The sequence below is a fragment of the Streptomyces chryseus genome (assembly GCF_014650755.1).
Classification (GTDB): domain Bacteria; phylum Actinomycetota; class Actinomycetes; order Streptomycetales; family Streptomycetaceae; genus Streptomyces; species Streptomyces chryseus.
In genome coordinates, this window is sequence record NZ_BMVO01000001.1 from 932,400 (window position 1) to 956,716 (window position 24,317).

The 24,317-nt window shown below is 72.3% G+C and carries 15 protein-coding genes and 1 pseudogene; 7 read left to right on the forward strand and 9 right to left on the reverse strand.

Annotated features, from left to right (window positions below; translation table 11 throughout):
* Nucleotides 1–36: 36 nt before the first annotated feature.
* Nucleotides 37–738, reverse strand: a complete 702-nt coding sequence (locus tag IE185_RS04310) for a mycothiol-dependent nitroreductase Rv2466c family protein (RefSeq protein WP_138898052.1) — start codon at nt 736–738, stop codon at nt 37–39.
* Between the two features lie 141 nt (nt 739–879).
* On the opposite strand from IE185_RS04310, the gene pepN (IE185_RS04315) reads away from it, so the two are divergent.
* Together pepN (IE185_RS04315) and IE185_RS04320 are read left to right on the forward strand one after the other, a co-directional pair.
* Entirely contained in the window at nt 880–3,492 is a 2,613-nt protein-coding gene (gene pepN / locus IE185_RS04315) for an aminopeptidase N (RefSeq protein WP_138898053.1), read from the forward strand.
* Between the two features lie 189 nt (nt 3,493–3,681).
* Nucleotides 3,682–4,767: a hypothetical protein gene (locus tag IE185_RS04320; RefSeq protein ID WP_138907997.1), complete on the forward strand. Its 1,086-nt coding sequence runs from the start codon at nt 3,682–3,684 to the stop codon at nt 4,765–4,767.
* Nucleotides 4,768–4,783: 16 nt separating this feature from the next.
* Here the strand turns inward: IE185_RS04320 and IE185_RS04325 are convergent, their stop codons facing one another.
* Nucleotides 4,784–6,502 (reverse strand): TIGR03767 family metallophosphoesterase, encoded by a 1,719-nt coding sequence (locus tag IE185_RS04325; protein WP_189714618.1) that lies wholly within the window; start codon nt 6,500–6,502, stop codon nt 4,784–4,786.
* A 155-nt stretch (nt 6,503–6,657) separates the two neighbouring features.
* Nucleotides 6,658–7,137, reverse strand: a complete 480-nt coding sequence (locus tag IE185_RS04330) for an NUDIX hydrolase (RefSeq protein ID WP_138898097.1) — start codon at nt 7,135–7,137, stop codon at nt 6,658–6,660.
* Nucleotides 7,138–7,354: 217 nt separating this feature from the next.
* Here IE185_RS04330 and IE185_RS04335 point away from each other — a divergent pair, with 217 nt between their 5' ends.
* The 3 genes from IE185_RS04335 (at nt 7,355) to IE185_RS04345 (ending at nt 14,046) form a co-directional block, all read left to right on the forward strand.
* Nucleotides 7,355–10,648, forward strand: a complete 3,294-nt coding sequence (locus IE185_RS04335) for a S8 family serine peptidase (RefSeq protein ID WP_138898098.1) — start codon at nt 7,355–7,357, stop codon at nt 10,646–10,648.
* A 143-nt stretch (nt 10,649–10,791) separates the two neighbouring features.
* Complete coding sequence (locus IE185_RS32965; RefSeq protein ID WP_229843338.1) at nt 10,792–12,894, forward strand: TerD family protein; 2,103 nt, start codon at nt 10,792–10,794, stop codon at nt 12,892–12,894.
* A gap of 123 nt (nt 12,895–13,017) precedes the next feature.
* Nucleotides 13,018–14,046 carry an aspartate-semialdehyde dehydrogenase gene (locus tag IE185_RS04345; protein WP_138898953.1) on the forward strand — a complete coding sequence of 343 codons (1,029 nt, stop codon included), beginning with the start codon at nt 13,018–13,020 and terminating at the stop codon, nt 14,044–14,046.
* Here IE185_RS04345 and IE185_RS04350 read toward each other — a convergent pair.
* Entirely contained in the window at nt 14,036–15,307 is a 1,272-nt protein-coding gene (locus IE185_RS04350; RefSeq protein ID WP_189714620.1) for an MFS transporter, read from the reverse strand. The two genes, IE185_RS04345 and IE185_RS04350, sit on opposite strands and share 11 nt — an antisense overlap.
* Nucleotides 15,308–15,395: 88 nt before the next feature.
* Between IE185_RS04350 and IE185_RS04355 the strand changes: the two are divergent.
* Nucleotides 15,396–16,256 (forward strand): annotated as a pseudogene (locus tag IE185_RS04355) (LysR family transcriptional regulator); the annotation flags it as partial.
* Between the two features lie 2 nt (nt 16,257–16,258).
* On the opposite strand, the gene IE185_RS04360 reads toward IE185_RS04355, so the two are convergent.
* Nucleotides 16,259–16,756, reverse strand: coding sequence for a DUF1203 domain-containing protein (locus IE185_RS04360; RefSeq protein ID WP_138898228.1), 498 nt, complete (start codon nt 16,754–16,756; stop codon nt 16,259–16,261).
* A gap of 142 nt (nt 16,757–16,898) precedes the next feature.
* On the opposite strand from IE185_RS04360, the gene pepN (IE185_RS04365) reads away from it, so the two are divergent.
* Entirely contained in the window at nt 16,899–19,472 is a 2,574-nt protein-coding gene (pepN, locus tag IE185_RS04365) for an aminopeptidase N (protein ID WP_138898229.1), read from the forward strand.
* 107 nt (nt 19,473–19,579) lie between these two features.
* Here pepN (IE185_RS04365) and alc read toward each other — a convergent pair whose 3' ends face one another.
* From alc to IE185_RS04385, 4 genes are all read right to left on the reverse strand, one after another.
* On the reverse strand, nt 19,580–20,716 hold the full coding sequence (alc, locus tag IE185_RS04370) for an allantoicase (protein WP_138898230.1): 1,137 nt from the start codon (nt 20,714–20,716) through the stop codon (nt 19,580–19,582).
* Between the two features lie 630 nt (nt 20,717–21,346).
* Complete coding sequence (locus IE185_RS04375) at nt 21,347–22,255, reverse strand: LysR family transcriptional regulator (protein WP_189714622.1); 909 nt, start codon at nt 22,253–22,255, stop codon at nt 21,347–21,349.
* A gap of 53 nt (nt 22,256–22,308) precedes the next feature.
* Complete coding sequence (locus IE185_RS04380) at nt 22,309–23,157, reverse strand: DMT family transporter (protein WP_229843351.1); 849 nt, start codon at nt 23,155–23,157, stop codon at nt 22,309–22,311.
* 193 nt (nt 23,158–23,350) lie between these two features.
* Entirely contained in the window at nt 23,351–24,298 is a 948-nt protein-coding gene (locus IE185_RS04385) for an EamA family transporter (RefSeq protein WP_138896632.1), read from the reverse strand.
* Between the last annotated feature and the right edge of the window lie 19 nt (nt 24,299–24,317).

The window sequence follows — 24,317 nt, forward strand, 5'->3', positions numbered from 1 at the left end:
GAGGACGTGACTCGCGGGGGCCGGCTGCGTCCGGGCTCAGTCGAAGACCGGGCCCTGCGTGCGCGTGCGCTTGATCTCGTAGAAGCCGGGGATCGACGCGACCATCAGCGTGCCGTCCCACAGCCGCGCCGCCTCTTCGCCCTTCGGGGCCGGGGTGACCACCGGGCCGAAGAAGGCGACCTCGCCGCCGTCGGCGCCGGGGACGGAGATGACCGGGGTGCCCACCTCCTGGCCCACCTTGTCGATGCCCACCTTGTGCGAGGCGCGCACCTCGGCGTCGTACGTGTCCTTGTCGGCGTACTCGATCAGCTCGGCCGGAAGACCCGCGTCCGCCAGTGCGCCCGCGATCGCCTCCAGGGTCGCGCCCTCGCCCTTGTTGTGGAAGCGGGTGCCGAGCGCCGTGTAGAGCGGGCCGACGACCTCGTCGCCGTGCAGCTCACGGGCCGCCGTCACCACGCGCACCGGGCGCCAGCCCTTGGGGCCGAGCAGCTCGCGGTACTGCTCCGGAAGCTCGTCCAGCTTGTCCTCGTTCAGTACGGCCAGGCTCATGACGTGCCAGCGGACCTCGACATCGCGGACCTTCTGCACCTCCAGCATCCACCGGGAGGTCATCCAGGCCCACGGGCACAGCGGGTCGAACCAGAAGTCCGCCGTGGTCGTGCCGCTCGTGGACTCCTCGGGGCCCGCGGTCCGCTGGGGCGTCACGAGGGTCTGGGCGGTCTCAAGGTTCTCGGGCATGTCTCTCCTCATCGGCGCACGGGCTCGCGGTAGCGGTCTGTCCGAGGCAACGCCACCGGCCGCCGGGGGCATTCCCGCGCTTCCCCTGTCACTGCCGCGTGGGAGGATCGTGAGGTTCGAACGAGACACGAAGGAGTGCCCGTGCCCGGTGAGAATCTGTCCCGCGACGAGGCCCGTGAGCGGGCCGAGCTGCTGTCCGTCGACGGGTACGAAGTGGCCCTCGACCTGCGATCGGCGGTCGGCGAGACCCGGGAGGACGGCGGGGACGAGCCGCGTACGTTCCGTTCGGTGACCACCGTTCGTTTCCGCTGCTCGCGGCCCGGCGCCGGCACCTTCGTGGACCTGCTGGCTCCGTCCGTGACGGCCGTCACACTCAACGGCGAGTCGCTGGACCCCGCCGCCGTGTTCGACGGCACCCGGGTCGCGCTGGCCGGGCTGCGCGAGGAGAACGTGCTGGTCGTGGACGCGCAGTGCGCGTACAGCCGCACCGGCGAGGGCATGCACCGCTTCGTCGATCCGGAGGACGGCGAGGTCTACCTGTACACGCAGTACGAGCCGGCCGACGCGCGGCGCGTCTTCGCCACCTTCGAACAGCCGGACCTGAAGGCGCCCTTCCGGTTCGAGGTGACAGCTCCCGCCGCGTGGACGGTGTGGAGCAACGGGGTCAGCGAGACGGTGAGCGAGGGGGGCGGCGACGCGAAGGTCTGGCGTTTCCGGGAGACCGAGCCGATCTCGACGTACATCACCGCCTTCGTCGCCGGCCCGTACCACTACGAGAGCGATCTCTACCGGCGGACGCTCAGCGACGGCTCGGAGATCGAGATCCCGCTCGGTGCTCTGTGCCGCAAGGGGCTGGCGCGGCACTTCGACGCGGACGACATCTTCACCGTCACCAAGCAGGGCCTCGACTTCTTCCACGACAACTTCGACTTCCCGTACCCCTTCGGCAAGTACGACCAGGCCTTCGTGCCGGAGTACAACATCGGCGCCATGGAGAACCCCGGCTGCGTGACCTTCCGCGAGGAGTACATCTTCCGCGGGAACGTCACGCAGGCGTCGTACGAGCGCCGGGCCAACGTCATCCTGCACGAGATGGCGCACATGTGGTTCGGGGACCTGGTCACCATGCGGTGGTGGGACGACCTGTGGCTCAAGGAGTCCTTCGCCGACTTCATGGGGTCGTACTCGATGGTGGAGGCGACCCGCTTCACCAACGGGTGGGTCACCTTCGCCAACAACCGCAAGGCGTGGGCGTACCGGGCCGACCAGCTTCCCTCGACGCATCCGATCACGGCCGACATCCGTGACCTGGAGGACGCGAAGCTCAACTTCGACGGAATCACGTACGCCAAGGGCGCGTCCGTGCTGAAGCAGCTCGTCGCGTACGTCGGCAAGGACGCCTTCATGGAGGGCGCCCGGCGGTACTTCAAGCGCCACGCGTACGGCAACACCCGGCTGGAGGACCTGCTGGCGGTGCTGGAGGAGACCTCGGGGCGGGATCTCGCGTCCTGGTCGCGGGCGTGGCTCCAGACGGCCGGGGTCAACTCGCTGACGCCGCAGGTGGTGTACGACGCGGCGGGGCGGATCACCGAGCTGGCGGTGTTCCAGGAGAGCGCTCAGTCGCACCCCGAGCTGCGGCCGCACCGGGTGGCGGTCGGGCTGTACCGGCGCGAGGAGACCGGGGGCGCGCTCGTGCGGTACGCGCGGGCGGAGGTGGACGTGGCCGGGCCGCGTACGGTCGTGGCGGAACTCGCCGGCAGCGAGAAGCCGGACCTGGTGCTCGTCAACGACGACGACCTGACCTACTGCAAGATCCGCTTCGACGCGGAGTCGCTGGCCACGCTGCGGGCCCACCTCGGCGAGGTGACCGACCCGCTGGCGCGCGCGCTGTGCTGGTCGGCGCTGTGGAACCTCACGCGGGACGCGCTGATGCCGGCGCGGGACTTCGTGGATCTCGTCCTGCGGTTCGCGGGGCGCGAGACCGACATCGGGGTCCTCCAGATGCTGCACGCCTGGACGCGCTCCGCGCTGACGCACTACGCGGCGCCCGAGTGGCGCGAGCAGGGCGGGCAGTCGCTCGCGGACGGCGCGCTGCGGGAGCTGCGGATCGCGGAGCCGGGCAGTGAGCACCAGCTGACGTGGGCGCGGTTCTTCGCGGCGACGGCGTGCCGGGCCTCCGACTTCCAGCTCCTCCAGGGGCTGCTGGCGGGCACGGCCAAGATCGACGGGCTGGAGGTCGACCAGGAGCTGCGCTGGGCCTTCCTCGGGCCGCTCGCGTCGCACGGCGTCGCCGACGACGAGGTGATCAACGCGGAGCTGGCGCGGGACGACACGGCGTCGGGCAAGCGGCACCAGGTGCGGTGCCTCGCGTCGCGTCCTTCGGCCGCCGTCAAGGCGCAGGCGTGGGCGGCGGTCGTCGAGTCCGACGCCCTGTCGAACGCGCTGGTGGTGGCCACCATCGACGGCTTCGTGCAGCCGGGGCAGCGGGAGTTGATCGCTCCGTACGCGCAGAAGTACTTCGCGGCGATCGAGCGGGTGTGGGCCGAGCGGTCCATCCAGATCGGGATGGACGTGGTCTCGGGGCTGTTCCCGGGGCTCCAGGACGACCCGGCCACCCTGGACGCGACGGACGCCTGGCTGGCCGGCCACGAGGGCGCGGCTCCGGCGCTGCGGCGGCTGGTGCTGGAGGCGCGGGACGACCTGGCGCGGGCGCTGCGGGGGCAGGCGTGCGACCGGGGTGCGGCTGCCGTGTAGGGCCGGACGGCCGGGTGGCCGAGTGCTTCGTACGTACACTCGGCCATCGGACGGCGTGGACGGGTCGGGTGTTCGGCGGGTGGGGTTTCGGCAGTCGAACGGCCGTACTTTAGTGCGGTGATGTCCTGAATTGTCGACGGCTGTGTAACAGCGGTTAGGAGACCGGGGGCGCGCGGGAAACCCCGGGACATGAACCACAACACCCCGGTCTCCCCCCGCCCCCTCAGCCACCTCACCGACGCCCAGCGGCGCGTGCTGTCCGCCGTGCAGCTGCGGGCGCACGGTGTGTCCGCCGCCCAGATGTCCGGGCAGTGCCGGCCCGGCGGGCCCTGGCAGCAGCTCCTGCCCGGTGTCTTCGTCCTGCACCCCGGCCCGCCGACCAGCGAGGAGCAGCTGCACGCCGCCCTGCTGTACGCGGGGCGGCCGACCGCGTCCGTCGGCGGCCCGGTGGTCCCGGCGCAGGTCAGGGCGGAGGGCGAGGCCGGCTCGTACGGGGACGTCATGCTCACCGGGCTGGCGGCGCTCGCGCTGTACCGCTTCTCCTGCGCGCCCTCGCTGCTGTCCCTCGACCGGATCGACGTACTGGTGCCCCGCACCCGGCGCCTGCGTTCCACCGGCTGCGCACGGCTGGTCCGGGTGCACTCCATGCCGCAGGCCCAGGAGATCGTCGGGCTGCCGGTCGCCCCCGTCGCCCGCGCCCTCGCCGACGCCGTCGCGCAGCTCACCGACGCCGACGTCGTACGCCGCCTGCTCACCGAGGCCGTACGCGGCGGGCACTGCGAACCGGCCGCCGTGGTGCGGGAGCTGACCCTGGCGCGGCTGCTCTCGCGTCCGCACGTCGTCGACGCCGTCGACTCCCTGCTCGCCGAGGGGCGGGCCATCGCCGAGGACCGGCTGTACCGCATGGTCCGCGACCACGGACTGCCCGACCCGCTCTGGAACGTCGATCTGCGGCTGCCCGGCGGCCCCCACCTCGGCGGTGTCGACATCTACTGGCCCGACCACGCCGTGGCCGTGGAGCTGGACACCCGAGCGCCACGCCAGGACGAGGACGCAAAGGGGTCTTCCCTGCTCGAGCGAAGCCGGGAGCGTGGGGAATGGCCGGAGTACGCCCGCAAGCGCGAGCACCTGGAGCGCCTGGGCATCACCGTCGTCCACATCACGCCGAAGAAGCTCCGCGAAGCGCTCGACCAGCAGGCGACCGTCGTCCGGACCGCCCTGATGGCGTCGAGCGACCGGGAGCCGCCCGCCTGTGTGGTGGTGCTGCCCCGGTGACGGCGTCCTGAGTGCTTCAGCGCTTCTTCACCAGCAGCTCCGTGTTCCGGGCGTCCAGCGGACCCGCGAGGGTCTGCCGGGCGCCCGGTGCGTTGAGGGAGAGCTCGCGGTAGAGCGCCGCCAGGCCCGTCTGCGACAGGTCGGTGTAGTCCGTGCGGTGCGGGGCGGCGGACTCGATCAGCGTGGTGAACAGGGAGAGCGTGCCGTCGTGGTTGTCGGTCAGTTCGACGATCCGGGCGAGCTGGGGGAACTCGACGTGGGAGGCGGTGGAGATCTCCCAGAAGCTGCCGTGGGCGAGGATCTCGTTGCGGTGGCTGTGTCCGTTGATCCAGGCGATGACGTTGCGGTGCTGCTTGAACAGGGCGACGAGCTTGTCGCCGCCGCCGTCGTCGAACGTCCAACTGTTGTGGTGGCTGAAAACGATGAGGTGCTCGTCCCGGTGGGCGAGCAGGGTGCGCCCCAGCCAGTCCAGCTGGGCCTTGCCGATCGAGCCCGCGAAGTGGCCGCCCCGGTCGGTGGTGTCGAGGCTGACACCGACCACGCCGTCGGCGACGCGGAAGGAGTAGTAGAGGTTTCCGGTCTCGGCGTTCTGGCGGGTGTAGCCGTGTCCGGCGGGGCCGGCGCCCGCGTACGCCGGGTCGAGGTGCGCCTCGACGTACTCGCGCGGGGTGAAGGGGGCGCGGGCCGGGTCGGGCGTGACGGAGCGCATGCGGCGGGACTCGCGGCGCAGCAGGTCGGTGAAGTAGGTGCCGCGCGGGTCGCTGCCCTTTCGGAGTACGGCTGCGAGCGCCTTGGCGTCGTTCACCGGGAGGGACAGCAGTTTCCGGCCACCCACCGCGAAGTCGGCGAGGTAGCCGGACGCGCCGGCGTTGGCGAAGCAGCCGCTGGGCAGGTCGTCGTGGTTGCCGACGGTGGAGTACCAGGGCAGGCGCAGACCGGGGCTGTTCACGGGGCGCCGGACGGCGGCGAAGTAGCCCTCCAGGCGGGGGAAGCCGCGCTGCTTGTCGGCGTCGCGCAGTGCGCCGTCCGGGTGCCAGTACAGGGGCAGGCCGGAGTCCTGTACGCCTTCGTAGCGGCCGGGGTCACCGGTGTCGGGGGTGATGCGCCCGCCGCTCATGGTGCGCAGGAACCAGTCGAGTTCGGCCTTGCAGTTGTTGTCCGTGTTGTCGCCGGTCGTCATCACGAAGTCGAGGTCCGCTCCGGTGACCGGCCCGCCGCGCAGCGCGTTGACGCGCTCGACGAGCGAGATCGCGCCGTGCACGGTGAGCGCCTCCTGCGGGCGCCACGCGCCGGCCGCCTGGGCGCGCAGGTACTCGGTGCGGACGGGGTGCTGCACGTCGGTGAGGTGGAGGTCGGTGAGCTGTACGAACGACGCCAGGGCGGTACGGCGTTCCGCGCGCCCGTCACGGGCGGCGGCCAGCTGTGTCCGTACGACGCGCTTCCAGCCGGGGCCGGTGCCCAGCCGCCGGTAGCCGGAGGTGGAGCCGCGCGGGGTGGCGACCTTGCGCAGGGTGGTGCCGGTCCAGGGCGGGACGGGGGCGAGGGCGCGGGTGGACGGCGCCGCCACCACCGCAGGCGCGCCGGCCGGGCCCGGGGCGGCCACGGCGCCGGCCTGCGCGGCGCGGTCCGGGCGGAGGGCGAGCCCGATGCCGGCGGCGACGCCGACCGCTCCGGTCGCGGCGAGGAAGGATCGGCGGTCGAGGGCTGCTTCGGCTGCGGAGCGTAGGCGTGACATGGCGCGGTCTCCCCGGGGTGCGGTCGCATCGGCCGGGCAGGGGTGGACCGCCGGCGGGAGCCAGTGGAACCCCTTGCCCCACTGGATCGTTGACACCCGGAGTGGCCTGCGCGTTAACGGCTCCGCAACGCGCAACGCCGATCACCGAACAGGGATCACCGCTCGGGTGCGGGCGCTCCCCTCCCCGGTGGCACCACCCGCCCCGTCGCCGGCCGGGTGCGCCACAGTTCCATGCCCGTGTCGACCAGCTCGACGTGGTCGAGGTGGGGCACCGCGTCCAGGGGGTGCCAGGCCGCCAGGTCCGTGGAGCCGGACGTCTCGTGGCGCAGTTCGCCGCCGGTGATCTCGCCCTCGTACACGACGCGCAGGCCCTGGAAGTCGGCGAACGCGCCGAGCCTGCGCGGATAGCGGCGGGTGATGGAGTCGACTCCGAGCAGCCGCACCGGCTCCACGGCGTACCCCGTCTCCTCCTCCACCTCGCGGATCACCGTGTCGTACGGATCCTCGCCGTGGTCCATGCCGCCGCCCGGCAGGGTCCACCGCTTCGCGCCGTCGGGCGCCACCCAGCGGGCCAGCAGCACCCGCTCGTTCCGCACGCACACGGCGTAGGCCGCCACCCTGAGCTCTCGGTTCATTGAGCGAGGTTACGGGCACGCACCGCAACAGCGCCCGGAATCTGGCGATTCGAGCCCCGTGGCGCATACCGCGCGGTGGCGGATGTGCGCCACCACCGAATTGCGCCCCCGGCAACTCTCCCCAAACAAGCATCACTTAGGCAAGGCTGAGCGGTCATCCGGCACCGTATTCCGGACGACAGCCCGGACGACTCCTTCTTCACATACAGGGAAGCCCATGACCCTCGAATCATCCGGCTCCATACCCGGGGCCAGACCCGCGGCCCGCATAGCGCTCGCCGCCGGTCTGGTCGCCGCGCTGTGTGCGGCCGCACCGCTGCCCGCGATGGCAGCCGGCGCCGACGACCCGCGCTCCACCACGCCCGCGCCCAAGTCCGCCGCCGCGAAGCTCGGTTCCGCCGACGCCCAGCTGCTGGCCGACGCGGAGGCCGACGGAGCGAAGAGCGTGACGCTGATGGTCGCCACCGCGCCCGGCGCCACCGAGCAGGTCGCCCAGCAGCTCGACGCCGTCCAGGGCGGCCTGGTCGGCCGTACGGACGACAAGCTCGGATACGTACGGGCCACCCTGCCCACCGGGGCGGCGGACAAGGCCATCAAGGCCGCCGCGAAGCTCTCCTCCGTCCACGCCATCGATCTCAAGCAGGAGATCGCGCTGGACGACCCGACGCCCGCCGCCGACCGCGGCAAGGGCGCCAGGACCGCCGCGCAGGGCACCTACCCGGCCCCCGGGAAGCGCACGCCCGCCGAGAACCCGTACAACCCGTCCTTCGAGACGGGCGCCGTGGACTTCGTGGAGGACAACCCGAAGGCCGACGGCCGGGGCGTCACCATCGGCATCCTCGACTCGGGTGTCGACCTGGGCCACCCGGCGCTCCAGAAGACCACCACCGGCGAGCGCAAGATCGTCGACTGGGTGACGGCCACCGACCCGGTCGCGGACGGCGACGGCACCTGGCGCCGGATGACGGCGGCGGTCGACGGCCCGACGTTCGCGATCGCGGACCGCACGTGGTCGGCCCCCGCCGGCAGCTACAGGTTCAACCTCTTCCGCGAGGACGCCACCAAGGGTGGCGACATGGCCGGTGACCTGAACCGCGACGGCGACACCACCGACGTCTGGGGCGTGCTGTACGACGCCACCGCCGGCACGGTCCGCGTCGACCTCGACAACGACGCCGACTTCGGCGACGAAGAGGCGATGAAGCCGTACAAGGACGGGCACCAGGTCCGGTACTTCGGCAAGGACGACCCGGCGACCGACGTCGTCGAGCAGATCCCGTTCGTCGCCGAGATCCGCAAGGACGTCGTCTACAACGCGGCCGGCGCGAAGGCCGACTACGTCAACATCGGCGTCATCGAGGGCTCGCACGGCACGCACGTCGCCGGCATCACCGCCGCCAACAGCCTCTTCGGCGGCCGGATGAACGGCGCCGCCCCCGGCGCCAAACTGGTCTCCTCGCGCGCCTGCACCTGGAGCGGCGGCTGCACCAACGTCGCGCTCACCGAGGGCATGATCGACCTCGTCACCAAGCGCGGTGTCGACATCGTCAACATGTCGATCGGCGGCCTGCCCGCGCTGAACGACGGCAACAACGCGCGCGCCGAGCTCTACACGCGCCTGATCGACACCTACGGCGTGCAGCTGGTCATCTCGGCCGGCAACAGCGGCCCGGGCACCAACACCATCGGCGACCCGTCGCTGGCGGACAAGGTCATCTCGGTCGGCGCGTCCATCTCCAAGGAGACCTGGGCCGCCAACTACGGCTCGGCCGTGTCGAAGAAGTACGCCATGATGCCCTTCTCCTCGCGCGGCCCGCGTGAGGACGGCGGCTTCGCGCCGACCATCTCGGCGCCCGGCGCGTCCATCAACACCACCCAGACCTGGTCGCCCGGCGGCCCGGTCGCCGAGGCCGGCTACCAGCTCCCGGCCGGCTACTCGATGCTCCAGGGCACCTCGATGGCCTCTCCGCAGGCGGCGGGCGCGAGCGCGCTGCTGCTGTCGGCCGCGAAGCAGAAGAACATCGAACTCACCCCGGCGAAGCTGCGCACCGCGCTCGTCAGCCAGGCCGACCACATCAAGGGCTTCCAGCCCCACGAAGAGGGCGCCGGCCTGATCAACATCGTGGACGCCTGGAAGTCGATCAGGAAGAACGCGTCGGCGCACGAGTACACGGTGAAGGCCCCGGTCGACACCGCGATCGACCAGTTCCTCAAGACGCCGGGCTTCGGCACCGGTCTGTACGACCGTGAGGGCGGCCTGAAGGCCGGCCAGAAGAAGGTCTACGACCTCACGCTCACCCGGACCACCGGCCCCGCCGGCGCCGTCCGCCACGAGCTGCACTTCGAGAACAACGACGGCACCTTCAAGATCGTCGGTGACGACGTGGTCCGGCTCCCGCTGAACGAGCCGGTCACCGTGAAGGTCTCCGCCCAGCCGCGCGCCAAGGGCATCCACAGCGCGATCCTGGAGGTGTCCGACAAGGCCACCGAGGGCATCGACAAGCAGATCCTGACCACCGTGGTCGCCGCCGAGGCGCTGGCGCAGCCCTCGTACGCGTTCTCCGCGACCGGCTCGGTGCAGCGCAACGCCCCGAAGTCGTACTTCGTGAACGTCCCCGAGGGCGCGAAGTCCCTGGAGGTCGCCCTGGGCGGGCTCGCCGAGGGCAGCCAGACGCGCTTCATCTCCATCCACCCGTACGGTGTGCCGTCGGACCCGACCTCGACGGTCAACTGCTACCCGAACTACACCAACCCGGCCAACACGTGCCGTCCCGACGTGCGTTCGTACCCCAACCCGCAGGCCGGTGTCTGGGAGATCGAGGTCGAGTCGCGCCGTACGTCGCCGGTGCTCGACAACCCGTACAAGCTGGACGTGACGGTGCTCGGCGCCGCCTTCGACCCGGCTGTGCAGACCATCCCCGAGGCCAAGGTCGGCACGCCGGCTCCGGTCGAGTGGAAGGTCACCAACGGCTTCGCCGCGCTGGAGGGCAAGCTGAAGGCCGGCTCGCTCGGCTCGTCGAAGGACGCCCGTCCGTCGATCAAGGACGGCGAGCAGCAGGAGTCCACGCTCACCGTCGGTGAGGGCGTGGAGCGCCTCGACATCGCGATCGGCAAGGTCTCCGACGCCGCCGCGGACCTGGACCTGTCGGTCTACCTCGGCAGCACGCTGGTCGGCCAGGCCGCCGACGGCGACTCGGAGGAGGCCGTCAGCCTCGTCAAGCCCGCCGCCGGCACGTACCGGATCGTCGTCGACGGATACTCGGTCCCGGCCGGGACCACCGGGTACGACTACCGCGACGTGTACTTCGCCCCGTCGCTCGGCGAGGTCAAGATCGACGACGCGCAGCTCGTGAAGCTGGCCAACGGCGCCTCGGCCCAGGTCAAGGCCGAGGTCGTGGTGGCCGGTGCGGCTCCCGAGGGGCGCAAGTTCTTCGGCGAGGTGCAGCTGGTGAACGCGCGCGGCACGATCGCGGGCTCCGGCAGCGCGCAGATCGACAAGGTCACGCCGTAACCACGGCCGCTTGGCGGTGAGTTGCTGAGGAGGGGCGGGCGCCCGCACAGGCGCCCGCCCCTTCGGCTTTCGTGGCGATCCGCCCGGCACCCGTGCGAACAGCGCATCGACTTCACATCATCTTCACTGTCACCATGAACCCCATGACGCAGATCATCAAGGGGGCCAACACCCCTGTGCCCAGCGAGCTTCTCCGGGTGGCCGTCTGCCGCCGGAACGTGGCCGGGGCCCCGGCCGTGGACGCCTCGGCCCTCCTGCTGGACGCGAACGGCAAGGTACGGGGCGACGCCGACCTGGTCTTCTACAACCAGCCGCAGCACCCGTCGGGCACCGTGCGCCACTTGGGCACCAACGAGGGCAACGGGCAGCTCGCCGAGTGGCTGGAGGTCGACCTGCCGCGCGTCGAGCTCGCCGTGCAGCGGGTGCTGATAGCCGGTTCCTGCGACGGCGGCGTCTTCGGTTCGGTACCCGGCCTGTACGCCCAGGTCCTCACCGGCGCCGGAGCGATGGTCGCGCTCTACGCGGTGGACGACGCGACGACGGAGACCGCGTTCGTCCTCGGCGAGTTCTACCGGCGCGACGGCGGGTGGAAGTTCCGCGCGGTCGGGCAGGGTTACGCCTCCGGGCTGGCCGGGCTGGCGACCGACTTCGGCATCGCGGTCGACGGCGGCGAGCCACCGCAGGCCCCGCCCCAGCCCCAGCCCCAGCCGTACGACGCCCCGCCGGCGCACGCGCCCGTACCGCAGGCGGCGCACCCTCAGGCGCCCGTGCACACCGCCGCCCCGGTCACCGCACCCGCCCCCGTGCGGGACGCCGTGCCCGTCCGGGACCGCGTCCCCCACGCCTTCGGCCCCGAGTTCCCCGCCTTCGTACGGCGCGGCCACGGCAACGACGTCGTCACCGTCGACGGGCCCGTTCCGCCCGGCCCGGTGATCGTCGAGGGCTGGCACGAGGGGGACGGCTACTTCTGCGTCGAGACCCTCGACCGCCGCAACCGCGACGACGAGCTGCTCTTCAACACGACCCTGGCCACCTTCCGCGGCCGGGCGCTCGTACAGCACCGCGCCGACCGCCCGCTGCGGCTGAAGATCGAGGCGGACAACGACTGGACCGTGATGGTGCAGCCGCTGTCCGTCGCGCGCGCCATCGGCCAGGGCATCCACGGCTTCGGCCCCGAGGTGCTGGTCTACGGCGGCCCCGTGGCCGACCTCGACGTGACGTTCGACGGCGACGAGGACGAGGGCGGCTACTTCGGCGTGTCCAGCTCGGGCCGGCCCGAGAAGTTCGACGACGACTACGAGCTCCTCGTCAACGAGACCGGCCCGCTGCGGCAGACCGTTCCCCTCACCGAGGGCCCGCTGGTGATCAAGGTCGAGGCGGACGGCCCCTGGTCGCTCACCCCCCGTCCGCTGCCGGACACGCACCCGGCCGCCGCCGGGGGCCCGGGCGCCCGGCACGGCCGCGGCGCCGGCACGGTCACCCTGACCAACCCGAACCCGGGCCGGCCCGCCGTCCTGGAGTACGCGATCCAGAGCGACCGCTCCCTCTTCGGCTACGAGGTGGTGATGCTGGACGAGTACGACGACGAGGAGCGCTTCCTGCGCGGCGCCGACCACGGTCCGCACGGCCGCACCCTGCTGTTCCGCCACGGAGAGCCCGAGGTCCGGCTGCGGGTCGACAACGCCGTCGACTGGAACCTGAACCTGCACCCGGCGACCGCGGCCCCGGCGCTCACCGGCCCACTGACCGGCACCGGCAGCGCGGTCCTGCGCTACGACGGCCCGCCCGCGCTGCTGGGCCTGCGCCGCACCACGTCCGACGACGACCAGCTCACCACCCGCACCGTCCAGGCGACGGGCAAGGCGGTGATCTCCGGCGACACCCGCGGCAGGCGCCGGCCGGTCGTCGGACCGCTCTGGGTGGCGGACGCCGGCTACTGCTACGTCCTGGTGGTCGCCTCCGCGGCGACGGGCTGGCAGATCGAGCCGGTGTCCCCCGACAGCGCACCGGTCCTCGGCGACGCGCTCTCCGGTCACGGCTACGCCGTCGTACGGAACACCGGGCCCGAGGTCGAGATGATGCTCACGCACGAGTCGCGCGAAAACCCCGACCTCACCGTCGTGTGGGCGCTCGACGAGCGCCTGGAGCCTGTGCGGCGCATCACCACCGGCCCCGGCCTGCACACTTTCCCCAGGGGCTTCCTCCAGATCAGAACCGGCGGCCGCTGGGGTTTCGAGCTGAGGTGACGCTGGTCACGGCGTCCAGGGGCCGGACAATGGATTGGACAAGGCCGCCCTGGAGAGACGCATGATGGGTGGCAGCACCAGGTCAGCCGCCTGCAGCACGTTCGTACGCACGAAGGAGTCCTCGTGAGGGTCGGAATCGTCGGAGCCACCGGTCAGGTCGGCACAGTCATGCGCAGCATCCTGGCCGAGCGCGAGTTCCCGGCCGACGAGCTGCGCCTCTTCGCCTCCGCCCGTTCCGCGGGCTCCACGATCGCGTGGCAGGGCAAGGACATCACCGTCGAGGACGCCTCGACGGCCGACTACTCCGGCCTGGACATCGTGCTCTTCTCCGCCGGCGGCGCGACCTCCAAGGCCCTGGCCGAGAAGGTCGCCTCGCAGGGCGCCGTCGTGATCGACAACTCCTCGGCCTGGCGCCGCGACCCGGACGTGCCGCTGGTCGTCTCCGAGGTCAACCCGCACGCGGTGGCGAACCGCCCCAAGGGCATCATCGCCAACCCGAACTGCACCACGATGGCCGCGATGCCGGTCCTCAAGCCGCTGCACGTCGAGGCGGGGCTGACCGCGATGGTCGCCACCACCTACCAGGCCGTTTCCGGTTCGGGTGTGGCGGGTGTCGCCGAGCTCGACGGCCAGGTCAAGAAGGTCGTGGACCACGCCGCCGAGCTCACGCACAGCGGCGAGGCCGTCGAGTTCCCCGAGCCGGGCGTCTACAAGCGCCCCATCGCGTTCAACGTCCTGCCGCTGGCCGGATCGATCGTCGACGACGGGTCCTTCGAGACGGACGAGGAGCAGAAGCTCCGTAACGAGTCCCGCAAGATCCTGGAGATCCCCGAGCTCAAGGTCTCCGGCACCTGCGTGCGCGTGCCGGTCTTCTCCGGCCACTCGCTCCAGGTCAACGTGCGGTTCGAGCGCCCGCTGAGCGTGGAGCGCGCGACCGAGCTGCTGGCCGGCGCCCCGGGCGTGGCGCTGTCCGAGATCCCGACGCCGCTCCAGGCCGCCGGCAAGGACGTCTCGTACGTCGGCCGCATCCGCCGCGACGAGACCGTGGACAACGGCCTGGCGCTGTTCCTCTCCGGCGACAACCTGCGCAAGGGCGCGGCGCTCAACGCCGTGCAGCTCGCGGAGCTGGTGGCGGCCGAGCTCAAGGGCTGACTCTCTCCACCCCTTCGTTCCTCTCACCTCCGGCGGGGCCGGGCTCCGCGGAGCCCGGCCCCGCCGTTCCGCGCCCGGCCGTCATCACCGCCACGGTGCCCAGCAGCGCCAGCGCGCCGCCGAGCCACAGCGCGCCCGGTACGCCGTACCGGTCCGCCGCCCGCCCGCCCAGCAGCGCGCCGAGGGCGATCGCCGCGTTGAACACGCCGGCGAAGAGCGCCGAAGCCGCCTCCTGCCGCGTCGGCGCCGCCGCCATCAGCCAGTTCTGCGCGCCGACCGAGACGCCGCCGTACGCCAGGCCCCACAGCACCAGCAGCGCCGCAGCGGCCGGGGCGCGGGCGCCGCCCAGCGCGGCCGTCAGCAGGACCGTGCCGCCGAGCGCCGCCGAGATCACCAGCAGGGTCCGGCGGGGGTCGCGGGCGGCGGCCGCGCCGCCGAGGAAGTTCCCGGCGATGCCCGCGATGCCGTACACCAGCAGCAGCACGCTGATCAGTCCCGTGCCGATGTCCGGTACGCGCTCCAGTGCCGGACGCACATAGGTGTACGCCGCGAAGTGCCCGGTGACCAGTGCCACCACCACCAGCAGCCCCGCCCGTACCCGCGGCACCCGCAGCAGCCCGGCGACCTCCCCCAGCCCCACGGCGCCCCGGGCGGGCAACGGCGGCAGCAGCAGGGCGAGCAGCCCGGCCACCGCGAGCGAGAAGGCGCCCATGGCGGCGAACGCCCAGCGCCATCCGGCCAGCTCCCCCAGCAGCGTCCCGGTCGGCACCCCCGCCACGGAGGCCACCGCGATGCCGCTGAAGACCAGCGCGGTGGCCCGCCCCACCCCGTCCTCCCGCACCAGCCGCCCCGCGAGGCCCGCGGCGACGGCCCACACCCCGCCGATGCACACCCCGACCAGCGCCCGCGCGGCCAGCAGCACCCCGAAGCCGGGGGCCAGGGCGGACAGCGCGTTCGCGACGGCCAGCAGCACCATCAGCGCGCAGAGCACCAGCCGCCGGTCCGCCCGCCGCACGGCGACCGGCAGCAGGGGCGCGGCGAGCGCCGCGACCAGGCCGGGGAGGGTGACGGTCAGGCCCGCCGTGCCGTCGGACGTGCCCAGGCCCGTGCCGAGCGACGTGAGGAGGCCGACCGGCAGCATCTCGGTCGTGACGACGGCGAGGGTCGCGGCGGCGACGGCGAACACGGCGGGCGGCAACGCCCCCCGCCGACCGGTCTGTTGTGTGTGCGAGCGCGTGTTCCAGCGCCTGTTCCTGTGCATGCCGTCCAGCCTCTTGCGCACCGCGGCGGGGAACAACGGCGAAGCGCTCATCCTTCTATGAGCGGGACTCGTCGATCAGGGGGCATGCGTGGCCGGGCTGGAGATCCGTGAACTCGAAAGCTTCCTGGCGCTCGCCGAGGAGTTGCACTTCGGCCGTGCGGGCGAGCGGCTGTACGTGTCGCAGAGCCGCGTCAGCCAGCTCCTGCGCGCGCTGGAGTCCCGCATCGGCGCCCGTCTCGTCGACCGGACCAGCCGCCGTGTGCGTCTGACACCGGCCGGCGAACGGCTCCTCGCGGACCTCCGTCCGGCGTACGCCTCGCTCCGTACGGCCGTCGACGACGCGCGCGCCGACGCGCGGGGCGTCACCGGCACGCTGCGCGTGGGCTTCCAGGGCACGGCGGACGCCTGCCTGACGGAGGCGATCACCGCCTTCCAGGAGCGGCACCCCGGCTGCGTGACGGAGATCGCGGAGATCCCCTTCTGCGACCCCTTCGGGCCGGTACGGCGCGGTGAGGTGGACGCGGCCGTCGTGCTGCTGCCGATGGGCGAGCCGGACCTGAGGCTGGGTCCGGTGTTCTCCGGGCAGCGGCAGACGGTCGCGCTGTCGCTGCGTCACCCGTTCGCCTCCCGGACCTCGCTGACCGCCGCCGAGGCCGCGTCCCTCCCGCTGGTCACGGCGTCGCCGCCCGCCCCGGCCTACTGGCGCGAGGCGCACGCCCCCTCCGCCGCCCCGGGGCCTTCGGTCACCACGCTCCAGGAGGGCCTGACGCTGGTCGCCGCCGGGCGCGGCGGGATGCTGCTGTGCCGGCCGACGGCGCGTTACCACGGCCGTGAGGACGTCGTCTTCGTACCGGTCGAGGGCGTGCCCGACTCCGTCCTCGGCATGGTGTGGCACCGGGACGGCGAGACCGAGCGGGTCCGGACGTTCGCGCGGGCGGTCGCGGGCGCGGCTCAGGGACGGCGTACCTCGAAGAGGAAGCAGCCGTACTCGACGGCCCGTACGTGCACCAGCGCCACCTCCGGGTCGGCGAAGGCCCCGGCGAACACGGCGTCGAAGGCCGCCGTCGCGTCGTCCGGGATCTCCAGCAGCCGGCCGCCGACGATGCGTCCCCCGGCGTCGTAGCGGCGCACGCTGCGCAGGGCGCCGGGCCGGGCGAAGGGGTAGCCGTCGGCCGGCAGCGGGCCCCCGCACTCCTCGGCGTGGATGAAGACGGGTCCCTGTTCGTCGTACGCCCCGGGCCGGGCGCCCGTGCCGGCCGCCCAGCGGCGCAGCGGCGCGTACGACACGAGGGCGATGCGCTCGCCGGCCTCGCTCGGGCGCAGGCAGCAGCGCAGCGGCGCGCCGCCCTCCTCGTCGGTGTACGGGACGCGGGCGCGCCCGGCGTCGTCGACGGCCCGGAGCTGCCGGAGCGCGGCGGGAGGGACAGCGAGCAAGGGGTGTGTGGTCATACGGCCACCCTGGTCACCGCGCCGGTGACGTGCCGGCGGACTTCGGACATCGCGTCCTGTCAGCTGCGAGCTGACTCAGCAGCCATCGTGCGGACGGCGTGGAAGGATGGCGAAAAACGACACATACCGAGGAGATGACCGGGTGCCTGGCACGAATCTGACCCGCGAAGAGGCCCAGCGGCGGGCGAGCCTGCTCACTGTTGACGCGTACGAGATCGAGCTCGACCTGAGCGGCGCGCAGGAGGGCGGCACGTACAGGTCCGTGACCACCGTGCGCTTCGAGTCCGCCGAGGCCGGGGCGGAGACCTTCATCGACCTGGTGGCGCCCGCCGTGCACCAGGTCGTGCTGAACGGGAAGTCGCTCGACGTCGCGGCGGTCTTCCGCGACTCGCGGATCGCTCTGAAGCACCTCGAAGCGGGACCGAACGAGCTGAAGGTCGTCGCCGACTGCGCGTACACGAACACGGGTGAGGGCCTGCACCGTTTCGTCGACCCGGTCGACCAGCAGGCTTACCTCTACACCCAGTTCGAGGTTCCGGACGCCCGTCGCGTCTTCGCGTCCTTCGAGCAGCCGGACCTGAAGGCGACCTTCCAGTTCACCGTGAAGGCCCCGTCCGGCTGGACGGTGATCTCGAACTCCCCCACCCCGGAGCCGAAGGCCGACGTATGGGTCTTCGAGCCCACACCGCGCATCTCGACGTACATCACCGCGCTGATCGTCGGCCCGTACCACTCCGTCCACAGCTCGTACGAGAACGCGAGCGGCCAGAGCGTCCCGCTGGGCATCTACTGCCGCCCCTCGCTCGCCGAGTTCCTGGACGCGGACGACATCTTCGACGTCACGCGGCAGGGCTTCGACTGGTTCCAGGAGAAGTTCGACTACGCGTACCCCTTCGCGAAGTACGACCAGCTCTTCGTGCCGGAGTTCAACGCGGGCGCGATGGAGAACGCGGGCGCGGTGACCATCCGCGACCAGTACATCTTCCGCTCGCGGACGACGGACGCGGCGTACGAGCGGCGCGCCGAGACCATCCTGCACGAGCTGGCGCACATGTGGTTCGGCGACCTGGTCACCATGGAGTGGTGGAACGACCTGTGGCTGAACGAGTCGTTCGCCACCTACACGTCGGTCGCCTGCCAGGCGCACGCGGAGGGCTCGAAGTGGCCCCACGCGTGGACGACCTTCGCGAACTCGGAGAAGACCTGGGCCTACCGTCAGGACCAGCTGCCGTCCACGCACCCGATCATGGCCGAGATCCGTGACCTGGACGACGTCCTGGTCAACTTCGACGGCATCACGTACGCGAAGGGCGCTTCCGTACTGAAGCAGCTCGTGGCGTACGTCGGCCAGGACGAGTTCTTCAAGGGCGTGCAGGCGTACTTCAAGGCGCACGCGTTCGGGAACACGCGCCTGCCCGACCTGCTCGGCGCGCTGGAGAAGACGTCCGGCCGTGACCTGAAGACCTGGTCGAAGGCGTGGCTGGAGACGGCCGGCATCAACGTCCTGCGCCCGGAGATCGAGACGGCCGCCGACGGCACCATCACCTCCTTCGCCGTCCGCCAGGAGGCCCCGGCGCTCCCGGCCGGTGCGAAGGGCACGTCCACCCTGCGTCCGCACCGGATCGCGGTGGGCTGCTACGACCTGGACGGCGCGGGCAAGCTGGTCCGTACGAGCCGCATCGAGATGGACGTGGACGCGGCCGAGCTGACCGAGGTCCCCTTCCCGGCGGGCACGCCCCGCCCCGCGGTGGTCCTCCTCAACGACGACGACCTGAGTTACGCGAAGGTGCGTCTGGACGCGGACTCGCTGGCCATGGTCACGGCGCACATCGGTGACTTCGCCGAGTCCCTGCCGCGCGCGCTGTGCTGGTCGGCCGCGTGGGACATGACGCGCGACGGCGAGCTCGCCACCCGCGACTACCTGGCGCTGGTGCTCTCGGGCATCGGCAAGGAGTCGGACATCGGCGTCGTGCAGTCCCTGCACCGCCAGGCGAAGCTGGCGCTGGAGCTGTACGCGGCGCCGCAGTGGCGCGAGACGGGCCTGGCGCGGTGGACGGCGGCGACGCTGGAGCACCTGCGCGCGGCCGAGCCGGGCAGCGACCACCAGGTGGCGTGGGCGCGGGCGTTCGCCGCCACGGCCCGTACCGACGAGCAGCTGGACTTCCTCCAGGGCCTGCTGGACGGCACGCAGACGGTGGACGGCCTGGCCGTCGACACCGAGATGCGCTGGGCGTTCGTCGGACGCCTCGCGGCGACGGGCCGGGCGGACGAGAAGGCGATCGCGGCGGAGCTGGAGCGCGACAGGACGTCGGCGGGCGAGCTGCACGCGGCGTCGGCACGCGCGGCACGGCCGACGGCCGAGGCCAAGGCCCAGGCGTGGGCGTCGGTGATCGATTCCGACCAGCTCCCGAACTCCACGCAGGAGGCGCTGATCGGCGGCTTCGTCCAGACCGACCAGCGCGAGCTGCTGGCGCCGTACACGGAGAAGTACTTCGCGGCGGTCAAGGGCATCTGGGAGTCGCGCAGCCACGAGATGGCCCAGCAGATCGCGGTCGGCCTGTACCCGGCGGTCCAGGTCTCCCGGGCGACGCTGGACGCGACGGACGCCTGGCTTGCCTCGGCGGACCCGACCCCGGCCCTGCGCCGCCTGGTCCTGGAGTCCCGCTCGGGCATCGAACGCGCCCTGAAGGCACAGGCAGCGGACGCCGCGGCCTAGGAGCCGCCTGGAGGGCGCTCCCCCAGCGGGGAGCGCCCTTTCGGCGCTTGAAACCGCCCGGCGGCCGGGCGCTGTGCCGCTGCCGGCCGCCGGGCGGGGTCTGTGGGCTACTGCCCGGCCACGTCCTCGTACCGCGCCCGCAGGTCGGCCGCCCCCTGCTCGGTGAGCGCCCCGTGCAGCCGCATCCGGGCGACGCCGCCGTCGGGGAAGGCGTCGAGCCGTACGTGCGTGGCGACGGCCTGGGCCGGGAGCTTGAAGCGGTGCAGCGTGTCGGGCTGGAGCCTGGTGCGCGGGATGATCTCGAACCACTCACCGTTCTCGCCGTTGCGCCCGCTGAGGGCGATCCAGCCGGCCGAGTTCCCCTTGAGGTACGCCGTGTCGATCTCGACGGCGCGGACAGCGCCCTGCGCCACGAGGCGGAACCGCACCCAGTCGTTGGTGTCGCGGACCCGGCGCCGGCGGTTCTCCCACCCGTCGTCCATCTTCCGCGAGGTCCCCGGCAGGATGATCTGCGTCGGCGACGAGTAGAACTTGTCGGAAGCGTCCTCGTACACACCCCCGTTGAGCACCGACACGAGGTCGATGGTCCCGAGGAGGTCGAGCCACTGCGGGTCGGGCACGACGTCGCCGTGCACACGGAGCCGGGCGACACCGCCGTCGGGGTGCTGGCAGAGCCGGACGTGCGTGTAGCGGCGCTCGCCGCTGATCTCGAACCCGTTGGCGGCGTGCCCCCGCACGGGCGTCAGGGGAACGATCTCCTCCCACTTCACGTCGGCGGCGTGCAGCTGCTCGGGGCTCGGCGACCCCTCCACGGCGGCGGCCTGGATGCTCACGCGCTGCGGGTAGTTGCCCCGGAAGTGCGCGGTGTCGACGACGATGCCGCGAATGACGCCGGGGGCGCCGAGGCGGACGATGGCCCAGTCGTGGTCGTCGGGCGCGGGAAAGGGGTGCGCGCCGTCGGCACCGCGCCGCCGGCGGGTCTCCCACCCGTCCATGATCTTGCCCTTGTGCCCGAAGTGCTCCGGGTCGAAGACGGCACGCTCGCGGACGAGGAGGTTCTCGCGCTCGGCGAAGAACTCGTCGTTGGCGGCGACGACCCCGGCCCCGAGACGCCGGTCGGCCAGGTCGACGAGCTCGGTGAAGGGGAAGTCCCCGCCCCGGTAATCGGCGTACGGGTCGCCACCCCCGTAGGGCGCGGCGTCGTTGGCGTGCGGGTCTTCGGCCTGTGCGGAGTTCGTCGTCATGGGACCGACTGTCACACCGAATGAACGGTCAGGTCCATCGAATGTTTCTGGACAAGCTTTGAAGCAGAGATGAACGGTGGCGGGGTCAGGAGTCTTCACCGGCCCCTCGGGCAGCCACCGACCGCAACGAACCAAAACCCCCAGACCGCGCACCGAGCCACTACCCGTGTGACTGATGAGCCTGGAGAGGCGACCGCCGCCAGGAACTGTGCGGTTGGCGCCATTCCAGGGCAGCGCAGCGTCCGCAGGTCGCCCGGCCAGGCCGGCCGACCACCGGCGTGGGCGCATATGTGCATCGCAAACGTGGTGCCGCACCAACAACCGTCGCCGCACCCGCCGAGCCAGGGGCCGCACCACCCCCGGAAGCTACCGCGCCCCACCCACTCACCCGACAGCCACCGAACCCACCCGCACCACTCCCCGGACTTCCCGTGCTGGGCGTTTTTCTTGGGCCGTCCCCTGTTGAGCGTCAGCGGTGGGCCGGGGTGGTGGGTCAAGGGTGGAGCGAAGCGCAATCGCCGAAGGCGACGCGACGCAGGAGCGCCCTTGACGCACCACCCCGGCCCACCGACCCTGAAGCGCCAGGGACGGCCCGAGAACCACCCCGCCGAACAACCAGTGGTACACCCTTCACCCCCGTCGCGCCGTAGCCACCTCCCGGAGGGCGGCCAGGACGCGGGCCACGGCCGGACCCGCCTCCGCTCCCCGGCGTACCGCCGCCACGACGTGGCGCTGGGGCTGGTCCGCGCTCAGGACCCGCATCACCACTCCCGTTCGCCGCTCCGCCGCCGCCATGCGCGGCACCAGCGCCACGCCCATGCCCGCCTCGACCATGGCCAGGATCGCCGTCCAGCCGGCGGCGCTGTGCGCCTGCTCCGGCACGAAGCCCGCCGCCTCGCACGCGTGGCGCGTGATCTCCGACCACGGCCCGCTCCCGCCGAAGATCCACGGCTCGCCCGACAGGTCGGCCAGCCTCAGCCCCGGCGCCGCCGCCATGGGGTGTCCCGCCGGGAGCGCCACGTCCAGCGGGTCGGCCAGCAGCGGCACGCGGGCCAGTTGCTGGTCGCGGGCGGTCGGCGCGTGCGCCGCCAGCGACAGCGCCAGGTCCACGGCCCCGCTCGCCAGCAGCTCGTACGCCTCCGCCGCCTCCGCCTCCCGCACCCGCACCTCCAGCGCGGGATGGGTCGTACGCAGCCGCTGTACCGCCGGCACCACCAGCGCGGGCACGGCCGTCGAGAACGCCCCCACGCGCACCTCGCCCGCCTCTCCCCGCACGTAGCCCGTCAACTCGGCGTCCGCCTGCTCCAGTTGCGCGAAGACCGCCTCCGCGTGCCGCAGCACCAGGTGGGCGGCGTCCGTCAGGCGAACCCGCCGCCCGTGCGCCTCAAGGAGGGGTACGCCGAGTTGCTTGCCGAGGTTGGACAATTGCTGCGAAACGGCCGACGGCGTCATCATCAACGCCTCGGCCGTCGCGGTCACGGTCCCCCGCTCACGCAGGGTCCGCAGGATCCGCAGCTTCTTGATGTCCCACTCGATCATGGGACGGAATGTATCCCGGCGCCCTTCCCGGCCGGAGGCGGAAAGCCCTCCCGTCACCGCCCCCGTCCCGCCCCCAGCATCACTCCGCCGAGGATCAGCGCCATGCATACGATCTGCACCGGGCCCGTCGCCTCGCCCAGCAGGACGAAGGAGAGCAGCGCCACGCACACCGGCTGGAGGTAGTAGACGACGCCCGCCCTCGCCGCGCCGATCAGCGCGATCGCCTTGTTCCACGCGAAGAACGCGACCGCGGAGGAGAAGACGCCCACGTACACCAGCGGGCCGACCGTTCCCGCCGTCGGCTGGAAGCCACCCTGGAGCGCCAGGCTGACGGCGTACGCCGGCAGGAGCATCAACGCGCCGAGCACGAACGTGCTGAAGAGGAACGCCAGTCCGCCGATCCCGGTGGGCTTGCGCCGCAGCAGCGCACTGTACGAGCCGAAGCAGACGGCCGCCGCCAGCATCCACAGGTCCCCGGCGGCGAAGTCCATGGCGAGGGAGCTCTTGCTGACCAGAAGCAGTACCCCAAGGCACGCCACCAGCATGCCGACCGTGCGGCGAGCGCCGATGCGGGCGCCTCCCAGGCGCTCGTACGCGGCCATCAGAACCGGCGAGGCGGCCATGATCATGCCCATGTTGCCGGCCGACGTCGAGAGTCCGGCCTGGTTCACGAGGGTGTTGTAGACCGTCACGCCGAGGAGCGAAGCCAGCACCACGAAGCCCAAGTTGCGCCGCAGCACCGCCCGTTGGCGCCACGCCTCGCGGGCGGCGAAGGGGGCGACGGCGACGATCGCCACGATCCAGCGCCAGAAGGCAGCCTGCACGGGCGGGACGGAGTCGTGGAGGGCCCGGGAAGTGACGAAGCTGCCGGACCAGACGACCGTCGCGACGGCCGCGAGCACGAGACCGACGGCGGTCGCCCTCTCGGCGCCTACCGACCGCCCGCCCGCTCCGGCGTCCGCACTCCCCCTCTCTCCCACCGGCTCGCTACCGACCTGGACGCGGTCCTGGACTGCCACTGTTGTCCCCTGCCCCTCCGACGTGTTCCTTCGCGCTTCCGCGCTTCCGCACTTCCGCGCTTCTTGATCGCGAGCTCTACCGTCGCACCGCCCCACCCATCAGGTCCATCGAATCTTTTTGATCGATCCCTTCAGTTGATCTGAACGATTGCCCCGGAGGCCCTCCCTTCGGAGCGGCCGCCTTCCCCTGCCCCAGCAGCGTCGCTCCGAGCGCGATCGCCATGCCCAGGAGCTGCACCGGCGTCAGCGCCTCCCCCAGCGCCACCCAGCCGATCACCGCGGCGGTCAGCGGCGACAGCGGCCCCAGGAAGGTCACCGAGGTCGCGGTGAGCCGGCCGATGCCGCGGAACCACAGCCAGTACGCGACCGCCGTGTTCACCAGCGCGAGGTAGAGGTAGCCACCGACGGCCCGCCCGTCCAGCGCCGGCGGCGCACCCTCCACCAGAAAGGCGACGGGTGCGATCAGCAGCCCGCCCGCGGTCAGTTGCCAGCCGGTCATCACCAGCGGACCCACGCCCTCCGGCCGCCCCCAGCGCTTGGTCAGCACTGTGCCCGCGGCCATCGACGCGGAGGAGGTGAGGGCCGCCAGCACCCCCAGGGTGTCCAGCGCGGCGGTGGCGCGCAGCACCACCAGGCTCACACCGAGCGCGGCGGCGATCCCGGTCAGCAGGGTGCGTACGGTCGGCTTCTCGCTCAGCAGCAGGACGGCGAGCCCGGCGACCCACAGCGGTGCCAGCGAGCCGAAGACCGCCGCCATGCCGCCCGGCAGCCGGTACGCGGAGAGGAAGAGCAGCGGGAAGAACGCCCCGATGTTGAGCGCCCCGAGTGCGGCCGCCTTCCCCCACCAGACCCCGCGCGGCAGCGTTCTGGCGATCGCGAGCAGGACGAGCCCGGCGGGCAGAGCGCGCATCAGGCCGGTGAAGAGCGGCCGGTCGGGCGGCAGGAATTCGGTGGCGACGGCGTACGTCGAGCCCCACGAGATGGGCGCGAGCGCGGTGAGCGCGATGGTCCCGGCACGATGCATGACTGCACTGACCCCCCGA